Here is a 22,682-nt window from a genome sequence, read left to right on the forward strand (position 1 = left end):
CGTGAAGCGCGCAGGGAAGTACGCCGTGCTCGGACTGGCGGCCGCGGCGGCCGTCTCCGTCCCCCGGATCGCGCAGGCGCCCGAGCCGGTCGTCGCCCTCCCCCCGGACCGGACGGAGATCTGCGTCACCGGGCAGGACCCCCACGCCCACGCCGGGCACGCCGACCACGCCGACCACTCGCAGGCGCGGGTGCGGGCGGGCTCGCGGGTGGCCGAGCCGGGCTCCCGGGTGAGCCCGCGGGTCGCCGAGCAGGTCGAGCGGGAGCTGGACCGGCAGGAGATCACCGGGAGGCTGCTGCGCGGCACCGGCGACAGGAAGCGGATCCACGTCCCGGTCCACTTCCACGTGCTGCACGACGGCAGGAAGGGCAAGATCACCAAGAAGGCGGTGAACGAGCAGATCAAGGTCCTGGACGCCGCCTACCGGGGCGCCGCGGGCGGGGCCGACGCCGGGATCAACTTCTATCTGAAGAAGATCACCTGGACGAAGAACAAGGGCTGGTTCAAGCAGCCGCGCCGGTACGAGACGGCCTTCAAGAAGAAGTTGCGCAAGGGCGGCGACAGCACGCTCAACATCTACACCGCCGAGCTGGGGACCGAGCTGCTCGGCTGGGCGAGCATGCCGTGGGACTACCGGAAGAGCCCCAAGCAGGACGGGGTGGTCGTCCACCACGCCAGCCTGCCCGGCGGGAAGATCAAGGACTACGACCTGGGGTACACCGCGGTGCACGAGGTCGGGCACTGGCTCGGCCTCTACCACACCTTCGGACGCGACTACCCCGAACGGGACGGGTGCGCGGCCGGCGACCTCGTCGGCGACACCCCCTCCCAGAAGGAGCCCACCAACGGCTGCCCGGAGAACGCGCCCGACAGCTGCCCCGCCTGGGGGCGCGACCCGATCCACAACTTCATGGACTACGGGTACGACAGGTGCATGACGGAGTTCACCGAGGGGCAGGTCGAGCGGATGCGCAACGCCTGGGAGCGCTACCGCCCCTGAGCCAGGGCCAGCAGCTCGCGGTGGGCCGGGAGCAGGCCCTCGGGCAGCCCGTCCGGCGGGAACAGCCGGGCCTCGAGGATCTCGCGCCGCTCCAGGCGCAGCCCCTCCAGGCCGCCGGTCAGGACGGCGTCGTAGGCGACCTCGATCCGCAGCCGGTACCCGCTGGTCACCTTCAGCAGCCGGCCGACCTCCGCCGACAGGCCCGTCTCCTCCCGCAGCTCGCGGGCGATCGTGTCCTCGTGGCGCTCGCCCGCGCGGGCGTAACCGGTGGGGAACCCCCACTGCCGGCCGAGGGGCCACAACCGGTGGCGCAGCAGCAGGACCCGCCCGTCCGGGGCGCGGACGACGCCGGTGATCCCGCAGTTGAACTTCGCGTGCGCCAGCCACAACAACCGCCACTGGTAGGAGCCGCGGATTCCGCGCCACAGCCGGGCCGGCAGATCGTCCATCGGCCAACCGTACCGGCCGGGCACGCGGAAGGCCCCCGCGGAAAGAGGCTTCCGCGGGGGCCTTTCGGATATCGACCGATCAGACGGTCGTGAGTGCCTTCTCCGCCTCGAGGACGGCGGCGGTGGCGTTGACGACGGCGGCGATGCGCAGCGCCTCCTGGACCAGCTCCCGCGACATGCCCGCCTCGCGGAGGACCTTCTCGTGGGACTCCAGGCAGCGGCCGCAGCCGTTGACGGCAGAGACCGCCAGGCACCACAGCTCGAAGTCGACCTTCTCCACACCTGGCTTGGCGATGACGCTCATGCGCAGCTTCGCCGGGAGGGTGGAGTAGGTCTCGTCACCGATGAGGTGGGTCGAGCGGTAGTACACGTTGTTCATCGCCATGATCGCGGCGGCGGACTTGGCGGCCTCGAACGCCTCGGCGCTGAGGTAGTCGCCGGCCTCGGCGGAGGCGGCCGCGATCACCTGGGCGCTCCGGGTGGCCAGCGCGGTGGCGAGCACCGTGCCCCACAGCTGCTGCTCGCTCAGCTGCGAGGTGCCGGTCACCGAGCCCAGGTTGAGCTTGATGTCCTTGGCGTAGGACGGAAGGGCGCTCTTCAGGCTGTCGATGCTCATGATCAGGCGTCCGCGAGCAGCTTGCCGGCGTCCAGGGTGTTCTCGCCCTTGTTCCAGTTGCAGGGGCACAGCTCGTCCGACTGCAGGGCGTCGAGGACCCGCAGGACCTCCTTGACGTTGCGGCCCACGGAACCGGCGGTGACCATGACGAACTGGATCTCGTTGTCGGGGTCGACGATGAAGGTGGCGCGCTGCGCGACGCCGTCCTTGGTCAGGATGCCCAGCTCGGTGCACAGGTCCCGGTTGAGGTCCGAGAGCATCGGGAAGGGCAGGTCGCGCAGGTCCTCGTGGTTCTTGCGCCAGTTGTAGTGCACGAACTCGTTGTCGGTGGAGACGCCCAGGACCTGGGCGTCGCGGTCGGCGAAGTCCTCGTTGAGGCGGCCGAACTCGGCGATCTCGGTCGGACACACGAAGGTGAAGTCCTTGGGCCAGAAGAACACGACCCGCCACTTGCCCTCGTAGGACTTCTCGTCGATGGTCTCGAACGCGTTGTCGGCGTCGAGCGAGACGCAGGCGGTCAGCGAGTAGGCCGGGAACTGGTCACCGATCGTAAGCACAGGGCACTCCCTCAGGAACTGAGACGGGTGGACGGTATCCAGGATCTCGCAGGTATCGTCATGTGAGAAATCAGCCCCCCGGGATGTCCGTGATAGGAGTTCCTTATCAGCCGCCCGACCGTGGCCCAGCTGAGAGCCTTCCTCGCCGTGGCCGAGCACCTGCACTTCCGCGAGGCGGCCTCGGCGCTGCGCATGAGCCAGCCGGCCCTCTCCGGCGCCGTCGCGGCGCTGGAGGACTCCCTGGGCACGCGGCTGCTGGAACGTACCACCCGCAAGGTGCTGCTCACCCCGGCCGGCGAGCGGGTGGCGCGCCGCGCCGCCACCGTCATGGCCGAGCTCGACCGGCTGTCCGAGGAGGCCGCCGCCGACAGCGGCCCGCTCGGCGGCCCGCTGCGGCTGGGCGCCATCCCGACCGTGGCGCCGTACCTGCTGCCCACGGTCCTGCCCGCGCTGCGGGAGGAGTTCCCCCGGATGGAGCTGGCGGTGCGCGAGGAGCAGACCGCCTACTGCGTGGCCGAGCTGATGGCGGGCCGGCTCGACGTGGTGGTGCTGGCGCTGCCGGTCACCGCGCCGGGGCTGACGGAGCTGCCGCTGTACGAGGAGGACTTCCTGCTGGCCGCGCCCGGCGGCTACGAGGTCGACGAGCCGGTGGCCCGCGACGCGCTCGGCGACTTCGACGTGCTGCTGCTGAACGAGGGGCACTGCCTGCGCGACCAGGCGCTGGAGGTCTGCCGCGAGGTCGGCGCGCGGGCGGCCGCGGCGACGTACGCCACCAGCCTCACCACGCTGGTGCACCTGGTCGCGGGCGGACTCGGAGTGACTTTGCTTCCAGAGTCGGCGGTTCCGGCAGAAACCGCACGAGTGGGGATGACCGTCCGGCGGTTCGACGAGCCGGCGCCCCGGCGGGTGATCGGCCTGGCGCACCGGGCGACCTCGCCCCGGGCGTCGGAGTTCGCGCTGCTCGCCAAAGTGGTGCGGGAGGCCGTCCGGGCCCGGGGGTGGCGGGTCCGGGTCGCGGGCTGAAACCCCGGCCCGCGAGAAAATTCGTCAACGTGCCGCCTGGTCGTCACTTTGAGGTACAGAATGGTTGCCCAACGTGATGATTCTGGAGGGCATGTTCATGGCAAAGACTCCTATGGACCTCTCCGCGCGCGGCAGGCGTACCGAAGCCGAGCTGGTGATGGCCGAGGACCTCCTGCACGCGGGAGCGGATCCCGCCGACCTCGACGACGAGTGGCTGCTGGCCCGGCCGATGCGGGTCCGCCGCCTGCTGAGCCGCTCCTGACCGACCGCGGGTCACCGGCCACGTTTTCCAGGTCCCAGGAGGCTGTGTTGCATCTCCGGAGCGGCTCCCCGTCGCCTCTGCTCAGCGTGATCGTCCCGTTCCACGACCTCGCCGGCTACCTCCCGGACTGCCTGGCCTCGCTGGCCGGGCAGACCTACCCGGAGCTCGAGGTCGTCATGGTGGACGACGGCTCCGCCGACGACGGCGCGGTCGCCGCCAAGGCGATGGCCGAGCGCGACCCCCGGTTCCGGCTCGTCCAGCAGGAGAACGCCGGGCCGGGACCCGCCCGCAACACCGGCGTCGCCCACGCGACCGGCAGGTACCTGGCGTTCGCCGACGGGGACGACGTGGTGCCGCCCGACGCCTACCGGCTGCTGGTGCGCTCCCTGGAGCGCACCGGCTCGGACTTCGCCGCGGGCAACGTCCTGCGCATGTCGGAGGGCAGGACGTGGCAGTCGTCGCTGCACCGCGACATCTTCACCGAGCACAGGGAGCGCACCCGCGCCGGCGACCACCCGCTGCTGGTGCGCGACCGCACCCCGTGGAACAAGGTGTACCGGCGCTCCTTCTGGGACGAGCACGGCTTCACCTTTCCGACCGGGCTGTACGAGGACCCGCCGGTCGTGCTCACCGCGCACGCCGTCGCCCGTGCCGTGGACGTGCTGAACCGCACCGTCTACCACTGGCGCAGGCGGCCGGGCTCCATCACCGAGGAGCGCCACGACCCGGCGAACCTCCTGCAGCGGCTGCGGTCCGCCGAGTGCGTGCGGCACGAGCTGGGGGTGCGGGCGCCGGGGCTGGTGCCCGCCTACGACCGGCACGTGCTGCTCGAGATCGAGCTGCGGGTGTTCTTCAGCGCGCTGACCGTCGAGCCGGGCCCGCCGGAGGCCGGCGCGGACGCCGCGGCGCTGGCCGAGGCGACGGAGCTGGCCGTCCGGCTGGCCGGTGAGCTGGGCCCCGAGGCGGCCGGGTGGATGACGGCCTACCAGCGGCTGCGCCTGCACCTGCTGCGCCAGGAGCGCCTGGCGGACCTGCGGGAGCTGCTGCTGGCGCAGAAGGCCGGCGGCCACCGCACGGTGCCCGTGGTGCGCGACGGCAGGCACTGGCACGCGCGCTACCCCTTCGCCGACAGCGTGCCGCACGGCCTGTGCGACGTGACGCGCGAGCTGGAGGCGGTGGCCAGGATCGACCGCGCCGCCTGGGTGGACGACACCCTGGAGCTGGAGGGGCACGCCTACATCCGGCACCTGGAGGCCGAGGAGTCGCGGATCCGGTTGTGGCTGCGGCCGGTCGACAGGTTCGGGCGGATCAGGGTGCCGCTGGAGCGGGTGGACCGGCCGGACGTCACCGCCGACTCCGGGCAGGACCTCCTGTGCTACGACCGCTCCGGCTTCCGCGCCCGCGTGCCCGCCTCGTCGCTGCGGGTCCTGGGGCGGCTGCGCCCGTCGGACTGGCGGCTCCAGGTGGAGGTGACCAACCAGGGGGTGCGGCTGCGCAGCACGCCGGCCGCGCCGCGCTCGACGGTGCAGAAGTGGCCCACGGCCGTGCGGCTGGAGCGGATGAACGCCGTCCTGCGCGTGGAGGCCGGCGAGGACGGGGGCGAGTACGTGCTGCGGGTGCGCCCGCAGGAGGCCACACTCGTCGCGCACCGGCTCGAAGGCGAGCGGCTGATCCTGGAGGGCACGCTGACGCGCACCCCGCTGGGGCCGCTGCAGCTGGTGCTCGCCCGCAAGGACGCCAGGGTGCGCCTGGCGGCCGAGGTGAACGGGCTGCGCTTCCGGGTCGAGGTGCCGGTCGCCGGACGGGCCGCGGGCGGGCTGTCCGCCGGGGCGTGGGAGGTGCGGCTGGGCGGGTTCCGGGTCCAGTCCGACTGCCCCGACGGCACCCACCCGGTGCCCGGCGGCGAGCTGGCGGTGAGCCGGACCAGGCACGGGGTGCTGCGCCTGCTGGTGCGCCGCCCCAGGCCGGTGGTGCGCCAGGTGGCCTGGGCCGGGGACGGGCGGCTGGAGCTCACCGGCTCCTACCGCGGCGAGGACCGGCCGCCGGAGCTGGTGCTGCGGCACCGGCGGACCGGCGAGGAGCACCGGGTTCCCCTGGAGTGGCGGGACGGCGACTTCACCGCGGTGCTGCGGCCGCAGCGCATGCCCCGCCCGTTCGGCGAGACGGCGCTGGGCGGCGGGAGGTGGACGCTCCACCTGGGCGGGGCCGCGGTGCTGGTCGCCCGCGACGTCCTGCGCGCGCTGCCCGGGCCGCGCGTGTGCGGCACGCACGAGTACGCGCCCGAGGTCTACCGCATGGACGCGCTGGAGCTGCGGGCCAAGGCCGGGCCGCACGGCGACGAGCGCGGCCGGTACGCCCGCGGCGTGCTGCTGCGCACGGTCTACCGGGAGCGGCGCGCCCAGCCCGTCCGCGACCTCGCGCTCTTCGACTCCTACCGGGGGCGGGAGTGCTCCGGCGACCCGCGCGCCCTCTTCGAGGAGCTGCGGAGCCGCTCGCTGGGCGTCGAGTGCGTGTGGGTGTCGGCGGACGGCTCCTTCCCCGCGCCCGAGGGCGCGCGGCTCGTCCAGGCGGGCGGCCGCGAACACCTCGAGGCGCTGGCCGGCGCCCGGTACGTCTTCGGGAACTTCGTCCAGGAGCCCTGGTACTCCCGGACCCCGGGCCAGACGTACGTGCAGGGCTGGTACGGAGCGCCCTTCGGGACGCCTGGAGGCGGCGTGCTGGAAGCGGCGCTGCGCCGGGAGGCGGGCCCGTCGTGGCGCGAGCACGACGTCGCGCAGTGGGACCTGCTGCTGGCCCAGAGCGCCTGTTTCGAACCCGGGCTGCGGGAGGCGCTCGGCTACCGGGGCGAGATCCTCACCACCGGCCGCCCCCGCACCGACCCGCTGCACCGGCCGGAGGCTCCCGAGGCCGCCGCGCGGCTGCGCCGCGCCCTGGACGTCCCGCAGGACGCGCGGGTCGTGCTGTACGTGCCCGGGAGCCCGAGCGGCGCACGCGGGCGGGCGGCGCTCCAGCCCGTCCTCGACCTGGACCGGGTCGCCGCGGCCCTCGGCGGCGACCACGTGCTGCTGTCGCGGGCGCCCCACCCCTTCGGCGACCGGCCGCGGTCGGCCTCCGCGCGCGACGTGTCGGCCTGGCCCGACCTCACCGAGCTGTGCCTGGCCGCCGACGTGCTGGTGACCGGCCACTTCCCGGCCCTGGTCGACTTCGCGGGCACCGGCCGCCCGGCGGTCCTGCTGTCCGCCGACCCCGAGGCGCCGGCCCCCGGCCCCGTCGCGGCGGATACCGAGGAGTTGATCGAGGCGCTCACCCGCCCGCAGCCGCCCGGCGACCGCCACCGCGCCTTCGTCGAGCGGTACTGCCCCCACGACGACGGCCGGGCGGCCGCCCGGGTCCTGGACCACCTGGACCTGAGATGACCCCCGGGCTCAGCGCCGCCGCACCAGCCGCCGCACCACCAGCACCACCAGCACCAGCACCCCGGCCAGCGGCAACACCCGCCTGAGCCGCCCGGCCCGCTCCGTCAGCTCGTACAACTCCAGCGCATCACCCTCACCCCGACCCGCGGCCTCCACCGGCACACCGAGCGCAACACCCCCGGCAAGCCCAGCCCGCCCCGCTTCGACGCCCGAAGCGACCTCCACCGGCAAGGTCCCGGTTTCGGCAAGGGCGTCGGGTTCCATCGGCATGGCGGATGCGGCGGTTTCGGCATGTTCTGTCTGTGCGGCTTCGACGCCCGAAGCGACCTCCGCCTGCGCGGCGGTCTCGACGGCCTCCACCAGCGAGGACACGGCTTCCGCAAGGGTGTCGGGTTCCATCGGCATGGTGGATGCGGCGGCCTCGGCGTGCTCCATCTGTGCGGCTTCGGCGCTCGGGGCGGCCTCTGCCTCCACCGGTGTGGCGGTTTCGGTGATTTTCGTCGGCGAGGCCACGGTTTCCACAGCGGCGCCGGGTTCCGGCGGCATGGCGAGCGCGGTGGCTTCGGCGGCCTTCGCCTCCGCCGGCGCGGCGGTCTCGACGGCCTCCGTCGGCGAGGACACGGCTTCCGCAAGGGTGTCGGGTTCGGCGAGTTCTGTCTGTGCGGCCTTCGCCTCTGCCGGGATGGGGGGGTCGGTGGGTTTCGTGGGTGCGGGTTCGGGGGTCGGGGTGGTGAGGAGGGTGTTGAGGTTGGCGGCGAAGCGGGTGAGGAGCCGGGCGCCGGTGTCGTGGACGAGGTGGTCGCCCAGGGAGGCGGCGCGGCCGCCGGTGAAGGTGAGGCGGGTGTGGAGGGCGACGCGGGCGGCGGCGGCCTCGCCGGGCAGGACGACGGCCTGGAAGGAGCCGGTGACGGTGCCCTGGCCGCGGGCCTCGCGGGCGGAGACCTCGAGGATGGCGGTGCGGGTCAGGTCGTCGACGACGGCGAGGCGGACGGTGCCCCGGTAGGTGATGGTGGTGGGGCCGAACTTGAGTTTCAGCCTGCCGCGGTACTCCCCGTCCGCCCCGGACTCGTAGGTGACGCCCGGCATCAGCGGGTGCATGCGCTCCACGTCCAGGAGCACCGGCCATGCGGTGTCCGCGTCCGTCGCGACGGTGAACTCGTGGTCGAGCTCCATGGGGACCTCCAGGAATGACACTGAAGGTGACCTTATGTCCCGTGGGGACACCCGTGCCAACGGGACGGGGGGAAACCGTGCGGGCACGGAGAGGGAGCAGGTAGAGTGCTCAGCATGTTCGCGCGCGCACTGAGCCTCAGCCACGCCGGTGGCGCGCTGTCTTCGTGTTGTCGCCGCTGACCGCCTCCGCCAGTCAGCCGTTCACCTCCGTGCGGGCCGCAGCCCCGGAGACCAGCCGAAGGATCCTCCGTCTTGAAGACCGAGACTTTTCCCGAGATCACCATGCGCGACCAGGTCCGCGAGACCGGCGCCCCGCCCACCGTCGGGCAGCTCGCCGCCCGCCTCCAGGAGGCCGCCGCGCGGCCCGGCCGCTGGTGGCACCTGGTGCGGTTCGACCCCGCCGAGCGGGTGCGGGTCGAGCTGGAGGACGGGCTGTGGCTGATCACCTGGCCGCCCGGATACCGGCTGCCCGCGCACGGCCACGGCGGCGCCGCGCAGATCATGAGCGTGATCGCGGGCGAGCTGGCCGAGGTGGCCGTGGGCGGCGACGGCGCGGTGGCCCGCCCGCTGCGCGCCAACCGGGTCCGCATCCAGGCCGGGGACAGCATGCACGAGGTCGTCAACCCCGGCAGCGCCTACGCCGTCACCCTGCACCTGTACGTGTAGACCGGTGGGAGCGCCGCCGCAGCAGCAGCACCAGGGCGAAGGCGGCCACGAACGCGACGGCCTGGTAGGCGAACGGCAGGACCTCGGTCCCGCTGACCGCGGTGAACAGGAACAACGCGGCGACGGCGAGGAACAGGGCGCCCGCCGCCAGGGAGCCCAGGTCGGTCCTACGCCTGGCCACGGACCACCTCCAGGTCGCCGAGCCGGCCCTTGACGTGCAGCTCCAGCACCGGGGGGTTGGCGCCGACGCCGGGGAGCGTGCGCTCGACCCTGGCCCTGGGCCCGCTGGTGATCCGCTTGTCGACGGTGACGTCGCCGAGCCCCGTCGAGACGCGCAGCTCCACCTGGGCGAGGGCGGGCAGCACCACGCGCAGGCCGCCGATGCCGACCTCGGCAAAGACGCGGTAGCGCCCGCCGTCCTGCAGCGGCAGCGCGGTGAGGTCGAGCACGCCCAGGCCCGCGACGATCCGGTAGGGCTGGGTGGCGTTGGGGTCCACGGGACGCCAGGACACGTCGCCGAAGCGGGCGCCGTCCCGCACGTCGGCGGCGGTGCCGCTGCCGATCAGCGCCACCGACAGCAGCGCCCCGACCGCGACCAGCCCGCCGGTCCCGCCGGCCCAGGTCCCGGCGACGAGGCCGAGCGCCACGACGGCCAGCGCGGTGGCGAGCGCCACCTGCATGGACGCGATCTCGGGCAGGCCGGAGGTGAAGGCGAGCGAGGACGCCCCCGCCGCCGAGGCCGCGAGCAGGGTGACCCCGGCGAGCACCGGGGGCCGCTTCCCGGTGCGTTCGACGCACCCTCCGGCGGGCGCGGGCCGCGTCTTGTCCGCGGGGCCGAGCAGGTCGGTGGCGCCCGAGGGCTCCGCGGGAGCGGAGGGCACGCGGGCCTCCTTCGCGGCGGGGCCCGGCTGGAACGGCCGGAGCGTGGCCAGGTCGATCCATCCGGCCTGGAGGTCCTGCGGCGGGACGGCGGCAGGGGGCGCCTGCCGGGCCTGCACGGCGGGCAGCGGCTCCCCCCGCAGCCGGTCGGGCAGGGTGCGGACCGCCGCGACGAGGTCGACGCCCCGGGCCTGGGCGGTCAACGCGATCAGCAGGACGATCGCCAGGGAGGCCAGGGCGTCCCCGCCGAGGCCGTTGATCAGGCCGCGGCCGGTGAGGCTGAGCAGGACTCCCGCGCAGAGCAGGACCCCGAGCAGGGTCAGCGCGGTCGCTCCGGTGAACAGCCTTCCCGTCATGCGTTCCAGCGGGGCGGGCTCGTCGCCCTCCGCGGGCATGAGCAGCAGCGCCACGCCGTACAGTGGCAGGGCGAACCAGGACGCGAACACCAGCAGCGCGAAGCCGACCCGGAAGACCAGCGGGTCGATCCCGGTGTAGCGGCCGAGCCCGGCGCACACTCCGCCGAGGATGCGTCCTTCCCGGGCTCGGGACAACCTGTCGGGGGTCATGCGTCCATGCTCACGCATGCCGGGCCTCCGCGGTATCCGGGGTCACCCTGAGGCGACCCTGAGAGCGGGATCGGGGGCGGTCCCGGATGCGGGTACACGCGAGGGATGTGACGATCTGAGCATGACCTCCAACGGCATCGCCAGGCTCGACCGGGCCAAGGACGGCCGGCTGGTGGCCGGAGTCTGCGCCGGGCTGGCCGGGCACCTGGGGCTGGAGCCCCTGGCGGTGCGGCTGGCGTTCGTGGCGCTGCTGGCCGCCGGACCCTACGGCTACGCGGCCTATATCGCCTTCTGGCTGCTGCTCCCCGAGCGCGACGAGCCGAAGGGCCGCCGCGACCTGCTGCAGCTGGTGGTGTACGCCCTGCTGGCGGCCGGGCTGAGCGTGGTGACCGGGGTGTCGGGGGTGGCCCAGCTGGCCCTGTGGCCGGCGCTGGTGATCGGGGTGGGCGCGGCGCTGCTGTGGCAGCAGACCGACCGCCGCCAGCGGGAGCGCTGGAGCACCCTGACGCGGGGCATGTGGTGGCGCGGCCTGCTGGGCATGCTGCTGGTGGTCAGCGGGATCGGCGGGTTCTTCGTGCAGAAGGTCAGCCCGCAGCAGATCCCGCAGGTGCTGCTGGCCACCGCGATCATCCTCACCGGGGTGACGGTGATCCTCACCCCGTGGCTGGTGAAGCTCTGGCAGGAGCTGGACGCCGAGCGGGCCGAGCGGGTCAGGTCGCAGGAGCGGGCCGAGGTGGCCGCCCACATCCACGACTCGGTGCTGCACACCCTCACGCTGATCCAGCGCCGCGCGCACGATCCCAAGGAGGTGGCGCGGCTGGCCCGGTCCCAGGAGCGGGAGCTGCGGGCCTGGCTGTACCAGCCCAAGTCGGACTCCTCGCAGTTGTTCGCCGCGGCGGTCAAGGAGGTCTCGGCGGAGGTGGAGGACACCCACGGCGTGCCGGTCGAGGTGGTCTGCGTCGGCGACTGCCCGCTGGACGAACGGGTCAGCGCGATGGTCCAGGCGGCGCGGGAGGCGCTGGTGAACGCGGCGAAGTACTCCGAGGCCCCGGCCATCTCGGTGTACGCCGAGGTCACGCAGGAGGGGCTGGAGGTCTTCGTGCGGGACCGCGGCAAGGGTTTCGATCTGGACGGGATCCCGGCCGACCGGATGGGTGTGCGAGGGTCGATCATTGGACGTATGGAACGGCACGGCGGCACCGCGCGGGTGCGCAGCGCACCGGGCGAGGGCACCGAGATCAGGCTGGAGCTGAAGAAGTGACACGGGTCGTGCTGGTCGATGACCACCAGATGTTCCGCACCGGGGTCAAGGCCGAGCTGGGGCCGCAGATCGAGGTGGTGGGGGAGGCCGCCGACGTCGACGAGGCGGTCGCGGTGATCGGCGAGACCCGGCCCGAGGTGGTGCTGCTGGACGTGCACCTGCCGGGCGGCGGGGGAGTGGAGGTGCTGCGGCGGGTGCTGCCCTCGCCGACCCGGTTCCTGGCGCTGTCGGTGTCGGACGCCGCCGAGGACGTGATCGGGGTGGTGCGGGGCGGGGCCCGCGGCTACGTCACCAAGACGATCTCGGGCCCGGAGCTGACGGACGCGATCGGCCGGGTGGCCGAGGGCGACGCGGTGTTCTCGCCGCGGCTGGCCGGTTTCGTGCTGGACGCGTTCAGCGCGACGGCCGCGCCGGTGGCCGATCCGGAGCTCGACCAGCTCACCGCCCGGGAGCGGGAGGTGTTGCGGCTCATCGCCCGCGGGTACGCCTACAAGGAGATCGCCAAGGAGCTGTTCATCTCGGTGAAGACGGTCGAGACGCATGTGAGCAGCGTCCTGCGCAAGCTCCAGCTGTCCAACCGGCACGAGCTGAGCCGGTGGGCGGCGGCGCGGCGATTGGTCTGAAACTTGAACTTTCAGCGAACATTTCCGGGAAGATCGGCATCATATGTAAAACTGCCTCGTTCAATGGTTATGGATTTGTTGTCAACGGTAAGTTCTCGAGGATGAAGCGCACACTCCTGATCACGCTGGCCGCCGCGGCGGTGTGGGGAACAGCGCACTGGCGCACCGGCCGCCGCGTGACGGGCGCGCTTCTGCTGACCCTCGAACTGGCGCTGCTGACGGGCGCGGTGCTGCTGGCCTGGCCGCTGCGCGAGGAGCTCGCCTCCTGGCTGGTGCAGCCGGTCTGGCTGGACGCGCTGACCGCCGCCCTGATCCTGGCGGGCATGGTCTGGTGCGCCGTGATCATCCGCTCCTACCAGCTGGTCGCCGAGGGCGGGCGCTGGGCCGTCGCCGGGGTCGTCGTGCTGTGCGCGCTGGTGGTCGCGCCGCTGGCCTACGGCGTGGAGCTGGTGCGGGTCTCCAAGAACCTCGTGACCGACGTGTTCGCCGAGAACGGCGAGGACGGCGACGAGCCCTTCGGCGGCCGGGACAGGGTGAACGTGCTGCTGCTGGGCGCGGACGCCGGCCCCAACCGGTTCGGGGTGCGCACCGACAGCATGACGGTGGCCAGCATCGACGTCCGCCGCGGCGCGACGACGCTCTTCAGCCTGCCCCGCAACCTGGAGCACGTCCCCATGCCCACCGCGGCGTCCCGCCTGGCCTTCCCCGACGGGTTCACCGGTGCGGGCGACGCCACCACGCCGGGCCTGCTCAACGAGGTGTTCCAGTGGGCCGAGGACCACCCCGAGATCGTGCCCGGGGTGCGTGACGGCCAGCGCGGGCCGCTCCTGCTGAAGCAGACCGTGGGCGGTGTCCTCGGCCTGCGCGTCGACTACTACATCATGGTCGACATGAAGGGCTTCGCCGAGCTCGTCGACGCCGTCGGCGGCATCCGGATGAACGTGCCCGAGGAACTGGTCTACGGCAGGAACAGCGAGGGACGGATCCCGGCCGGAGTGCAGGACCTCAGCGGCGAGCAGGCGCTGTGGTTCGGGCGCACCCGCACCAACAGCGACGACTACCACCGCATGTCGCGGCAGAAGTGCCTGCTGTACGCCCTGTCCCAGCAGGCCGAGCCGACCACCCTGCTGACCCGCTTCCACAAGATCGCCAGCGCGACGAAGCGGGCGGTCTCCACCGACCTGCCGCAGAACGTGCTGCCCGAGGTGATGGACCTCTCGCGGCGGATCAAGGGCTCGGACATCAAGAGCATCCAGTTCGTCCCGCCGCTGATCAGCACCGCCGACCCGGACTGGAACCTGATCAAGGAGCGTGTCGTCGCCGCGCTCGCCCGCCCGGCCAGGGCGAAGCCGGCCCCGGTGACCACCCCCGCGACGGAGCCCGTGAGGGCCCCGGAGACGCGGCAGGCCGCGGCCACCGCCACGCCCACCGCCTCGCCGGGCACGGTGCCCGCGGACGAGCAGCCGGACTCGCTGGCCGAGACCTGCGGCTGAGGCCCGCGCGGAGCGGGCCTCAGCGGCTCACAACTTCTCGACGGGGGCGTAGCGCAGGACCAGCCGCTTGACGCCGTAGTCGCCGCCGAAGTCGATGGAGGCGGCCGCCTTGTCCGCGGTGCCGTCGACGGCCACCACGGTGCCGAGCCCGAACGAGTCGTGGGTGACGCGGTCGCCGGGGGCCAGGGACGGCGCGGGACGGCCGCCCGCCGGGCGCGCCGCGCGGCCCGCCGACGGGGACAGCGAGGGGGCCGCGCCGCGCGGGGCGGCCACCCGCTCCCAGACGACCAGCGGGTCGGGGATCTCCGCCAGGAAGCGGGACGGCGGGTTCATCTGGGGCGCGCCCCAGGAGCTGCGCATCACGGCACGGGAGACGTGCAGGCGTTCGCGGGCGCGGGTGATGCCCACGTAGGCCAGGCGGCGCTCCTCCTCCAGCTCCTTGGGGTTGCCCAGGGCGCGCAGGTGCGGGAACACCCCGTCCTCCAGGCCGGTGAGGAAGACGACGGGGAACTCCAGGCCCTTGGCGGTGTGCAGGGTCATCAGGGTGACCAGGCCCTCGCCGTCGTCGGGGATCTGGTCGGCGTCGGCGACCAGGGACACCCGCTCCAGGAAGGCGGTCAGCTGGTCGGGCGGGACGGCGTCGCCGGGCTCGGGCTCCTCCTCGGCGCGGGCCGCGGCGAGGTCCTCGAACTCGCGGGCGACGTTCTCCAGCTCCTGGAGGTTCTCGACCCGCGTCTCGTCCTGCGGGTCCTTGGAGGCCTGGAGCTCGGCCAGGTACCCCGACCGCTCCAGCACCGCCTGGACGATCTCCGCGGGCCCGTGGGCGGGCACCATGGCGCGCAGCTCGTCCAGCAGGGCGACGAAGTCGTTGATCGACTTGAGCGACCGGGCGGCCAGGCCCGGCACCGCCGGCGCCGCGCGCAGCGCCTGCCAGAACGAGATCCGCTCGCGGGCGGCGTGGGCCTCCACGCAGGCCTCGGCGCGGTCGCCGATGCCGCGTTTGGGCACGTTCAGGACGCGGCGCAGCGAGACGGTGTCCTCGGGGTTGGCCAGCACCCGCAGGTAGGCCAGCAGGTCGCGGATCTCCTTGCGCTCGTAGAAGCGCACGCCGCCGACGACCCGGTAGGGCAGGCCGACGCGGATGAAGACCTCCTCGAAGACCCGGGACTGGGCGTTGGTGCGGTAGAAGACCGCGACGTCACCGGGCCTGACCTGGGCGGAGTCGGCGAGCCTGTCGATCTCGGCGGCCACGAAGGCCGCCTCGTCGTGCTCGTTGTCGGCCACATAGCCGGTGATCTTGGCGCCCTCGCCCTGGTCGGACCACAGGCGCTTGGGCTTGCGGTCGCCGTTGCGCTCGATCACCGCGTTGGCCGCCGACAGGATCGTCTGGGTGGAGCGGTAGTTCTGCTCCAGCAGGATCGTGACGGCCTCGGGGTAGTCCCGCTCGAACTCCAGGATGTTGCGGATCGTGGCGCCCCGGAAGGCGTAGATCGACTGGTCGGCGTCGCCGACCACGCACAGCTCGGCCGCGCCCAGGCCCTCCACCGGCATGGTCAGCTCGCGGACCAGCTCGTACTGCGCGTGGTTGGTGTCCTGGTACTCGTCGACCATGACGTGCCGGAAGCGCCGCCGGTAGTGCTCGGCGACGTCCGGGAACATCTGCAGGACGTGGACCGTGGTCATGATCAGGTCGTCGAAGTCCATCGCGCCGGCCTGCTGGAGCCGGGCCTGGTACATCTCGTAGGCCTCGGCGAGCACCTGGTCCAGGTGGGTGGTGGCGCGGGTCTTGAACGTCTCGTAGTCGATGAGCTCGTTCTTGAGGTTGGAGACCTGGGCGGAGAACGACTTGGGCGGGTAGCGCTTGGGGTCGAGGTCCAGCTCGCGGCAGACCAGCGCCATCAGCCGCTGGGAGTCGGCCTGGTCGTAGATCGAGAAGGAGGAGGGGAAGCCCAGCCGGTGCGCCTCGCGGCGCAGGATGCGCACGCAGGCGGAGTGGAAGGTCATCACCCACATGGCGCGCGAACGCGGCCCGACCAGGGAGTCGACGCGTTCCTTCATCTCCCCGGCGGCCTTGTTGGTGAAGGTGATCGCGAGGATCTCGCCGGGATGCACGCCCCGCTCCGACAGCAGGTAGGCGATCCGGTGGGTGAGCACCCTGGTCTTGCCGGACCCGGCTCCGGCCACGATGAGCAGCGGCCCGCCGGAGTGGGTCACGGCGGCGCGCTGCTGCGGGTTGAGGCCGTCCAGGAGAGGGTGTGAGGTTGCAGTCGACATCGTCCATCGAGTCTACGGGGGCGCGCCGACACAAGCCCCCTTGTCGCGGGAGTAAGCGGCACCTTACAGTCGGCGCATGACCCGTACCGCGTCCGCCTCCGCAGTCACCACGGCCTCCCCTGAACAGGTGTTCCGTCATCTGGCCGAGGCCGGGGCCTGGCCCGTCTGGATGCGCGTCCCGACGCGCTCGCGCCGGGCCCGGTCCGGCGCCCCCGATCCCGACGGCGTGGGCGCGGTCCGCGCGATCTTCCCCATGCGCGAGCGGGTGGTGGCCTACGAGCCGCCGGCCCACTACGCCTACGTGATGGAGACCCCCATGCCGATCAGGGACTACCGGGCGGACGTCCGGCTCACCCCGCTCGACGGGGGCGGCACCCGTATCGACTGGGAGGCCAGGGGCGGCGCCGTCGTCCCCGGCACCGGCGCCCTGGTCGGCCGCACGCTCGGCCTCCTCACCCGGTGGCTGTCCGGCTCCCTGGCCGAGCACGCCTCGGCCTGCGGCGGGAAGTGCCCGGTGCGCTGACCGCCGGGTCCCGCGCCGCGCGGCGTCCGGGCGACAGCCGAGACGGCCCGAAGGTTGCCTGTCACGGGCCTGTGTGACTTATGTCCGACTGTGGACAAAAGTTCGGTGGAAAACTTCGGAAGCCGGAATAGTGGCTGCTCAACGTGTCGATGACCGGCTGCTCCACGCCCAGTCGACCCGGGGTCAGCCCCGGGCCGGGCGGTCGGGCGGACCGGGATGCCCCGGAGGAGGAGCCGTGCCACACCTGCAGATAGGCGAACCGCGTGTGCCCGTGGACATCCCGCCCGTCCTCGCCTCGGCGGGAGCGGACCGGAGGCTGGGCGGCCCCTACGCGGCGGCCTCCGCGCTGGCGCGGGTGCTGGTGCCCCGCGCCCCGCTGCCGGTGGTGGCCGCGCACGACATCGAGCTGCGCGCCATCGCCCCCGACCTGGCCGTCCCGGTGCTGCGCACGACGCTCTCGGAGTCGCTGTCCCGCGACGAGCGCATCCTCGTCCCCGCGCCGCAGCGCACGCTGCGGATCGCGAACGGCTTCGCCGAGTTCGTGCGCGACGCGATCACCGAGCCGTGCACGTTCTTCGTCACCTCCTACGCCGAGGCCGACCCCGCCGACCGCGAGGTGATCGACGTGCTGGTCCGGCGGGTGCCGCGGCTCACGGTCGTCACCTGCGACGCGCCGGGCACCGGGGGGCGCGCGGAGTTCTGGGCCGGCCTGTGGGAGGACGGGGACGCGGCGCGCCACCGCGAGGCCGTGGAGTGGTGCCAGGAGCGGGGCTGCCACGAGGCCGCGGTCGAGCTCGGGCGCCGCGCGCTGTTCGACGAGGAGGTCGCCGAGCCGGACACCGACGACTGGTGGGCGATCGTCCACGCGACGGCCATCGGCCTGGGTTCGCTGAAACGGGAGGAGGAGGCCGCCGAGCTGCTGGCGTACGCGCGGGCCCGCACCACCGACCCGCTGCGGCAGTCCACCATCGCCTACACCGACGCGATGCTCCTGACCCGCCACCACGACCCCGGGCGGCGCGACCTGGAGGCGGCGCTCGGCCTGGTCAACATCGGGATCGCGTTGTGCGGGCTGCTGCCCGACCGGGAGAACCGCGCGGTCAAGCTCGGCTTCGACCTCAACGGCAAGGCGCTCATCCAGGCGCGGCGCGGCCTGCCCGGCGAGGCGCTCGCCCTGGTGGAGGAGGCGATCGAGCTCGCCGACCGCGACCTGCCCGAGGGCGCCCAGCCGGTCCACCGCATGGTGCTGCGCGCCAACCGCGCCCAGCTGCTGGCCGCGCGCGGCCGGCACGCCGCCGCGCTGGCCGACCTGGACGCGGCGATCGGGGCCGACCCCGGTTACCCGGACTACTACATCGACCGCGGCAACCTCCTGGTCCGGCTGGGCCGCGAGGAGGACGCGCTCGCCGACTACGAGACCGCGATGAGAGTGGGGCCGCCGTTCCCCGAGGCCTACTACAACCGGGCCGAGGTGCGCTTCACCCGGGGCGACCACGAGGGCGCGCTGGCCGACCTGGACTACGCGCTGGAGCTCGACCCCGGTTTCGTCGACGCGCTGGTCAACAGGGCCGGGCTGCTGGCGGCCAGGGGCGAGTACGGGCGGGCCCGCGCCGACGCGGAGGCGGGCCTGGCGGCCGACCCGGGCAACCCGTACCTGCTGTGCGCGCTGGGCCAGGTGGAGAGCGACGACGGCGACGTGGCACGGGCCTGGGCGGCGTTCGAGGAGGCGCTGCGGCGCGAGCCGTCGCTCGCGGCGGCCTGGGCGGGACGCGGCATGCTCGCCTACGAGCTGGGCAAGATCGAAGAGGCCATCGCGGACCTGGACCGGGCCGTCGGGTTGTCGGAGGAGCCGGGGCTGCTGTTCAATCGGGCGATGGCGCTGCGCGCCGCCGGACGCGAACGCGAGGCCGTGGCCGATCTCACCCGCGCGCTGGAGCTCGACCCCGACGACCTCGACATCCGGCTGGCCCTCACCGGCTGACCCGCCCCGGGCTCAGGCGGGCGGGACCGGCAGCGGCTCCTCCTGCGCGGTCAGCGCCAGCAGCACCAGGGAGGCCGTCCAGCCCAGCGGTGCCACGGAGTGCGGCTCGCCCTCGGCGTCCACCCGCTCGGGAAGGACGCCCAGCGGCGTGCGGTGCTCCGAGAGCCAGTCCAGCCAGCCGGTCTCCCGCCCCGAGGCGGTCTCGGCCAGCGCGAACATCGCCACTTCGGGCGTCCACGCCTGGGTCTTGCTGCCCGCCCAGTTCTCCCCGGGCAGCAGGCCGCCGTTCTCGGGGATGCGCAGCCTGTCCGCGGCGACGGCCAGCGCGCTGGTGACACCGGGGTCGGGGGCCGCGAAAGGAGGTGCGAGAAAAGTCACAGAGGCGTCCATGTTGCCGCCCCTCAGGGGCGAGCGCGGGTAGCCGTGGACGCCGTACTCGCGCCGGATGGCCTCGTCCAGGCGCTCGGCGGCGGCCCCCCAGCGCTCGGCCTGCCGGGGGTGGCGGTCCCCGGCGATCGCGGCGGCGCCGCGCAGCCCTGCCAGCAGGGGCGCCGAGACGCCCAGCGTGGGGCGGTCGCCGAGCTGCTCGGTGGACGGGTGGCGCTCGAAGTAGTCCGACGACGCGGGCGGAAGCCCGTCGGCCCCCAGGTGGTCGGTGATCCAGTCGGCGGCGCGCTCGACCATGGTCCAGAGCCCGCCGATCCCGTCGTCCGCGGCGTGCCCGCGGCCCCTGCGGACCTCGCCGTCCCGGTCGGAGTACCGCCCGGTGAACCAGGACGCCCACAACACCCAGCCGATCTCGTCCAGCTGGATGGAGCGCCCGTCGGTCACCGCGCTGCCGTTGGCGCGGTAGCGGGTGGCCCAGCGCCCGTCGTCGCTCTGCACCCGGGCCAGGAACGACAGCACCTGGCGGGCCTCGTCCAGATGCCCGGTGGCGGCGAAGGCCGCCGCGTGGAAGGCGGCGTCACGCGGCCAGACGTAGTTCCACATGCCGTACCAGGAGGCGGTGGACGCGCCCGACGGCGCGGTGAGCAGCCGCAGGTCGAGCAGGGCGCGGGCGGCCATGTCCCGGTGCCCCGACGCGGCGCCGGGGATCTTCCCCCGCTCCAGCCATTCCCGGTCGCCCTTGACGGCGGCGGCGACCCGCGGGTCGGCGGGGGAGACGGTGACGGGCTCCGTCGCGCCGTGCGGGATCAGCCGGATCAGTCCGTCGGCGAGCCGCACCACCGAGCTCTCCGGCAGGTAGGAGGCGCCTTCGCCGTCGTCGGCGCCGAGCGGGCTGCTGAGGAAGGGCCAGCCCCCGCCGCCGACGAGTCCCGGGCTGTCCCACCGGGCGGCGCTGCCGTCGGGATCCTGGGCGCCGCAGGTCGCGACGATGGCCAGGAGGGTGAGGACGGCGGCGGTCCGCCGTATCCGTCTCCGCACCCGCTGACCCCCAAACTTCACAGGAATGCACAAATATCACGACAAGTACATCAAACATTGCCAGAAGGTTGGGTCATGACCGGTGTTCCCTTGACTACCGGCTAGTAATCGCACCCACCGGCCCGGCGGCGGAGACCGGTTGGCTAGGCTTGCCTGCCGGAGCGGACCGCCGTGATTACCGCACGTGCGGTCATCACCCGTCGATCCCTCAGAAGGACTTCTCCTCGTGGACCTGTTCGAACATCAGGCGAAGGAACTCTTCGCCGAGTACGGCGTACCGGTGCCCACCGGCAAGGTCGCCAAGACCGCGGCCGAGGCCCGGACCCACGCCGAAGCGCTCTTCGCGGCCGGCAGCAAGAAGGTCGTCATCAAGGCCCAGGTCAAGACCGGCGGCCGCGGCAAGGCAGGCGGCGTGAAGCTGGCCGACACCGCCGACGAGGCGGAGGCCCTGGCCGACCAGATCCTCGGCATGGACATCAAGGGCCACACGGTCCACAAGGTCCTGGTCGAGGAAGGCAGCGCGATCGCGCAGGAGTTCTACTTCTCCTTCCTGCTGGACCGGGCGAACCGGACCTACCTCAGCATCTGCACCGTCGAAGGCGGTGTGGAGATCGAGGACGTGCCGCACGACAAGCTGGCCCTCATCGCCATCGACCCGCTGACCGGCGTGGACGCCGCCAAGGCGCGCGAGATCGCCGTCGCGGGCCGGCTGCCCGAGGTCGCCGTGGACGGCGCCGCCGACATCATCGCCAAGCTGTGGCAGGTCTTCGTCAAGGAGGACGCCACGCTGGTCGAGGTCAACCCGCTGATCCTCACCGCCGACGACCAGGTGCGGGCACTGGACGGCAAGGTCTCGCTGGACGAGAACGCCTCCTTCCGCCAGCCGCGCCAGGCCGACCTCGAGGACAAGGCCGCGGCCGACCCCCTGGAGGCCAAGGCCAAGGCCAAGGACCTCAACTACGTCAAGCTCGACGGCAGCGTCGGCATCATCGGCAACGGCGCGGGTCTGGTCATGTCGACCCTCGACGTCGTCGCCTACGCCGGAGAGGAGTTCCCGGGCTCTCCCAAGCCCGCCAACTTCCTCGACATCGGCGGCGGCGCCTCGGCCGAGGTCATGGCCGCGGGCCTGGAGATCATCCTCTCCGACCCGGCGGTGAAGTCGATCTTCGTCAACGTCTTCGGCGGCATCACCGCCTGTGACGCGGTCGCCAACGGCATCGTCGCCGCCTACGAGCTGCTGGCCTCGCGCGGCGAGTCCGTCGACCGCCCGCTGGTCGTCCGGCTCGACGGCAACAACGCCGAGCTTGGCCGTCAGATCCTCAACGACGCCGCGCTCAAGGGCGTCGAGCAGGTCGAAACCATGGACGACGCGGCTCGCCGCGCCGCCGAACTCGCCGCGGTAGGTGCGTAATGGCCATCTGGCTCACTGAGAACAGCAAGATCATCGTCCAGGGCATCACCGGCGGCGAGGGCTCCAAGCACGCCGCCCGCATGCTGCGCTCGGGCGCGAAGGTCGTCGGCGGCGTCAACGCCCGCAAGGCCGGCACCACCATCACCCTCGAGGGCCAGGACCTTCAGGTCTTCGGCACCGTCGCCGAGGCGATGGAGGCCACCGGCGCTGACGTGTCCGTGGTCTTCGTGCCGCCGAAGTTCACCAAGGACGCCGTGGTCGAGGCGATCGACGCCGAGATCCCGCTCGCCGTGGTGATCACCGAGGGCGTGCCGGTGCAGGACTCCGCCGAGTTCTGGGCCCACGCCATCGCCAAGGGCAACAAGACCCGCATCATCGGCCCGAACTGCCCCGGCATCGCCTCGCCGGGCAAGTCCAACGCCGGCATCATCCCCGCCGACATCACCCCCGGCGGGCGCATCGGCCTGGTGTCCAAGTCCGGCACCCTGACCTACCAGATGATGTTCGAGCTGCGCGACTTCGGCTTCTCGACCTGCGTCGGCATCGGCGGTGACCCGATCATCGGCACCACCCACATCGACGCCCTGCAGGCCTTCCAGGACGACCCCGAGACCGACGCGATCGTCATGATCGGCGAGATCGGCGGCGACGCGGAGGAACGGGCCGCGGCCTACATCGAGAAGAACATCACCAAGCCGGTGGTGGGCTACGTCGCGGGCTTCACCGCCCCCGAGGGCAAGACCATGGGCCACGCCGGCGCCATCGTCTCCGGCTCGTCCGGCACCGCCCAGGCCAAGAAGGAAGCGCTGGAGAAGGTCGGCGTCCGGGTCGGCAAGACCCCGAGCGAGACCGCCCGCCTCATGCGCGAGATCATGAAGAACCTGTAGCGGCAGGCCGGGGGGCGACCCCCGGACCCCGCCGGGGCCGACCGGTCCGCGCCTCGCCGCGGCCGGGTGTTTTTCTGGGGGGCGACCCCAGGCCCCCGCGAGAGGGATCAGCCGATCCTCGCTTCCCTGCGGCCGTCTGATCCCGAGTCTCTTCCCCGGGCCGCCTCCCCCTTCGCGGGGGAGGCGGTCTTTCTCTC

At 73.0% G+C, this 22,682-nt stretch carries 20 protein-coding genes; 12 read left to right on the forward strand and 8 right to left on the reverse strand.

The annotated features are described in order from the left end of the window. Position 1: 1 nt before the first annotated feature. Positions 2–1,000 (forward strand): zinc metalloprotease, encoded by a 999-nt coding sequence (locus tag C2865_RS36915; protein WP_106403419.1) that lies wholly within the window; start codon positions 2–4, stop codon positions 998–1,000. Here the strand turns inward: C2865_RS36915 and C2865_RS36920 are convergent. The 3 genes from C2865_RS36920 to C2865_RS36930 all read right to left on the reverse strand — a co-directional run bounded on the left by C2865_RS36920 (position 988) and on the right by C2865_RS36930 (position 2,622). Next, positions 988–1,449: an NUDIX hydrolase gene (locus C2865_RS36920; protein ID WP_106403532.1), complete on the reverse strand. Its 462-nt coding sequence runs from the start codon at positions 1,447–1,449 to the stop codon at positions 988–990. The genes C2865_RS36915 and C2865_RS36920 overlap by 13 nt on opposite strands. Positions 1,450–1,528: 79 nt before the next feature. Next, complete coding sequence (locus C2865_RS36925; RefSeq protein ID WP_106403420.1) at positions 1,529–2,065, reverse strand: alkylhydroperoxidase, AhpD family; 537 nt, start codon at positions 2,063–2,065, stop codon at positions 1,529–1,531. A gap of 2 nt (positions 2,066–2,067) precedes the next feature. Beyond that, a complete protein-coding gene (locus C2865_RS36930) occupies positions 2,068–2,622 on the reverse strand; it encodes a peroxiredoxin (RefSeq protein ID WP_106403421.1) in 555 nt (184 codons plus the stop codon). A 120-nt stretch (positions 2,623–2,742) separates the two neighbouring features. Here C2865_RS36930 and C2865_RS36935 point away from each other — a divergent pair, with 120 nt between their 5' ends. The 3 genes from C2865_RS36935 to C2865_RS36940 all read left to right on the forward strand — a co-directional run bounded on the left by C2865_RS36935 (position 2,743) and on the right by C2865_RS36940 (position 7,323). Next, positions 2,743–3,645 (forward strand): LysR substrate-binding domain-containing protein, encoded by a 903-nt coding sequence (locus C2865_RS36935; RefSeq protein ID WP_232836020.1) that lies wholly within the window; start codon positions 2,743–2,745, stop codon positions 3,643–3,645. A gap of 97 nt (positions 3,646–3,742) precedes the next feature. Beyond that, the gene (locus C2865_RS40385) at positions 3,743–3,907 is read left to right on the forward strand and encodes a hypothetical protein (protein ID WP_198653866.1); all 165 of its coding nucleotides are present in this window, start codon (positions 3,743–3,745) and stop codon (positions 3,905–3,907) included. Between the two features lie 47 nt (positions 3,908–3,954). Next, on the forward strand, positions 3,955–7,323 hold the full coding sequence (locus tag C2865_RS36940) for a bifunctional glycosyltransferase/CDP-glycerol:glycerophosphate glycerophosphotransferase (protein ID WP_198653867.1): 3,369 nt from the start codon (positions 3,955–3,957) through the stop codon (positions 7,321–7,323). A gap of 9 nt (positions 7,324–7,332) precedes the next feature. On the opposite strand, the gene C2865_RS36945 is transcribed toward C2865_RS36940, so the two are convergent. Continuing rightward, complete coding sequence (locus C2865_RS36945) at positions 7,333–8,517, reverse strand: SRPBCC domain-containing protein (RefSeq protein ID WP_157964070.1); 1,185 nt, start codon at positions 8,515–8,517, stop codon at positions 7,333–7,335. Positions 8,518–8,748: 231 nt separating this feature from the next. Between C2865_RS36945 and C2865_RS36950 the strand changes: the two genes are divergently transcribed. Further along, positions 8,749–9,162 carry a cupin domain-containing protein gene (locus C2865_RS36950; protein ID WP_232836021.1) on the forward strand — a complete coding sequence of 138 codons (414 nt, stop codon included), beginning with the start codon at positions 8,749–8,751 and terminating at the stop codon, positions 9,160–9,162. Here the strand turns inward: C2865_RS36950 and C2865_RS36955 are convergent. Beyond that, positions 9,140–9,343 carry a hypothetical protein gene (locus tag C2865_RS36955; RefSeq protein ID WP_106403425.1) on the reverse strand — a complete coding sequence of 68 codons (204 nt, stop codon included), beginning with the start codon at positions 9,341–9,343 and terminating at the stop codon, positions 9,140–9,142. The genes C2865_RS36950 and C2865_RS36955 overlap by 23 nt on opposite strands. Then, entirely contained in the window at positions 9,330–10,625 is a 1,296-nt protein-coding gene (locus C2865_RS36960; protein ID WP_106403426.1) for a PspC domain-containing protein, read from the reverse strand. The genes C2865_RS36955 and C2865_RS36960 overlap by 14 nt, the downstream gene beginning before the upstream one ends. Before the next feature lie 103 nt (positions 10,626–10,728). Between C2865_RS36960 and C2865_RS36965 the strand changes: the two genes are divergently transcribed. The 3 genes from C2865_RS36965 (at position 10,729) to C2865_RS36975 (ending at position 13,984) form a co-directional block, all read left to right on the forward strand. Continuing rightward, positions 10,729–11,868: an ATP-binding protein gene (locus C2865_RS36965; protein WP_106403427.1), complete on the forward strand. Its 1,140-nt coding sequence runs from the start codon at positions 10,729–10,731 to the stop codon at positions 11,866–11,868. A 29-nt stretch (positions 11,869–11,897) separates the two neighbouring features. Next, positions 11,898–12,491, forward strand: a complete 594-nt coding sequence (locus C2865_RS36970; RefSeq protein ID WP_408608350.1) for a LuxR C-terminal-related transcriptional regulator — start codon at positions 11,898–11,900, stop codon at positions 12,489–12,491. Positions 12,492–12,592: 101 nt separating this feature from the next. After that, positions 12,593–13,984 carry an LCP family protein gene (locus C2865_RS36975; RefSeq protein WP_106403429.1) on the forward strand — a complete coding sequence of 464 codons (1,392 nt, stop codon included), beginning with the start codon at positions 12,593–12,595 and terminating at the stop codon, positions 13,982–13,984. A 27-nt stretch (positions 13,985–14,011) separates the two neighbouring features. Here C2865_RS36975 and pcrA read toward each other — a convergent pair whose 3' ends face one another. Beyond that, positions 14,012–16,258, reverse strand: a complete 2,247-nt coding sequence (pcrA, locus tag C2865_RS36980) for a DNA helicase PcrA (RefSeq protein ID WP_106403430.1) — start codon at positions 16,256–16,258, stop codon at positions 14,012–14,014. A gap of 76 nt (positions 16,259–16,334) precedes the next feature. Between pcrA and C2865_RS36985 the strand changes: the two genes are divergently transcribed. Further along, the gene (locus tag C2865_RS36985; protein ID WP_106403431.1) at positions 16,335–16,781 is read left to right on the forward strand and encodes an SRPBCC family protein; all 447 of its coding nucleotides are present in this window, start codon (positions 16,335–16,337) and stop codon (positions 16,779–16,781) included. A 235-nt stretch (positions 16,782–17,016) separates the two neighbouring features. Next, positions 17,017–18,762: a tetratricopeptide repeat protein gene (locus C2865_RS36990; protein ID WP_106403432.1), complete on the forward strand. Its 1,746-nt coding sequence runs from the start codon at positions 17,017–17,019 to the stop codon at positions 18,760–18,762. A gap of 12 nt (positions 18,763–18,774) precedes the next feature. Here C2865_RS36990 and C2865_RS36995 read toward each other — a convergent pair whose 3' ends face one another. Beyond that, positions 18,775–20,187: a glycoside hydrolase family 15 protein gene (locus tag C2865_RS36995; protein WP_106403433.1), complete on the reverse strand. Its 1,413-nt coding sequence runs from the start codon at positions 20,185–20,187 to the stop codon at positions 18,775–18,777. Between the two features lie 226 nt (positions 20,188–20,413). Here C2865_RS36995 and sucC point away from each other — a divergent pair, with 226 nt between their 5' ends. Beyond that, positions 20,414–21,598, forward strand: a complete 1,185-nt coding sequence (gene sucC, locus C2865_RS37000; RefSeq protein ID WP_106403434.1) for an ADP-forming succinate--CoA ligase subunit beta — start codon at positions 20,414–20,416, stop codon at positions 21,596–21,598. Next, positions 21,598–22,485 (forward strand): succinate--CoA ligase subunit alpha, encoded by an 888-nt coding sequence (sucD, locus tag C2865_RS37005; protein WP_106403435.1) that lies wholly within the window; start codon positions 21,598–21,600, stop codon positions 22,483–22,485. Before sucC ends, sucD begins: the two co-directional genes overlap by 1 nt. Positions 22,486–22,682 lie beyond the last annotated feature (197 nt).

It is taken from the genome of Actinocorallia populi, from assembly GCF_002995495.1.
Taxonomy (GTDB): domain Bacteria; phylum Actinomycetota; class Actinomycetes; order Streptosporangiales; family Streptosporangiaceae; genus Actinocorallia; species Actinocorallia populi.

Coding starts and splice junctions, on each gene's coding strand:
- C2865_RS36965 (WP_106403427.1), top strand. CDS start 10,729: ATGACCTCCAACGGCATCGCCAGGCTCGACCGGGCCAAGGACGGCCGG.
- sucD (WP_106403435.1), top strand. CDS start 21,598: ATGGCCATCTGGCTCACTGAGAACAGCAAGATCATCGTCCAGGGCATC.
- C2865_RS36960 (WP_106403426.1), bottom strand. CDS start 10,625: ATGCGTGAGCATGGACGCATGACCCCCGACAGGTTGTCCCGAGCCCGG.
- C2865_RS36970 (WP_408608350.1), top strand. CDS start 11,898: ATGTTCCGCACCGGGGTCAAGGCCGAGCTGGGGCCGCAGATCGAGGTG.
- C2865_RS36920 (WP_106403532.1), bottom strand. CDS start 1,449: ATGGACGATCTGCCGGCCCGGCTGTGGCGCGGAATCCGCGGCTCCTAC.
- pcrA (WP_106403430.1), bottom strand. CDS start 16,258: ATGTCGACTGCAACCTCACACCCTCTCCTGGACGGCCTCAACCCGCAG.
- C2865_RS36925 (WP_106403420.1), bottom strand. CDS start 2,065: ATGAGCATCGACAGCCTGAAGAGCGCCCTTCCGTCCTACGCCAAGGAC.
- C2865_RS36985 (WP_106403431.1), top strand. CDS start 16,335: ATGACCCGTACCGCGTCCGCCTCCGCAGTCACCACGGCCTCCCCTGAA.
- C2865_RS36975 (WP_106403429.1), top strand. CDS start 12,593: ATGAAGCGCACACTCCTGATCACGCTGGCCGCCGCGGCGGTGTGGGGA.
- C2865_RS40385 (WP_198653866.1), top strand. CDS start 3,743: ATGGCAAAGACTCCTATGGACCTCTCCGCGCGCGGCAGGCGTACCGAA.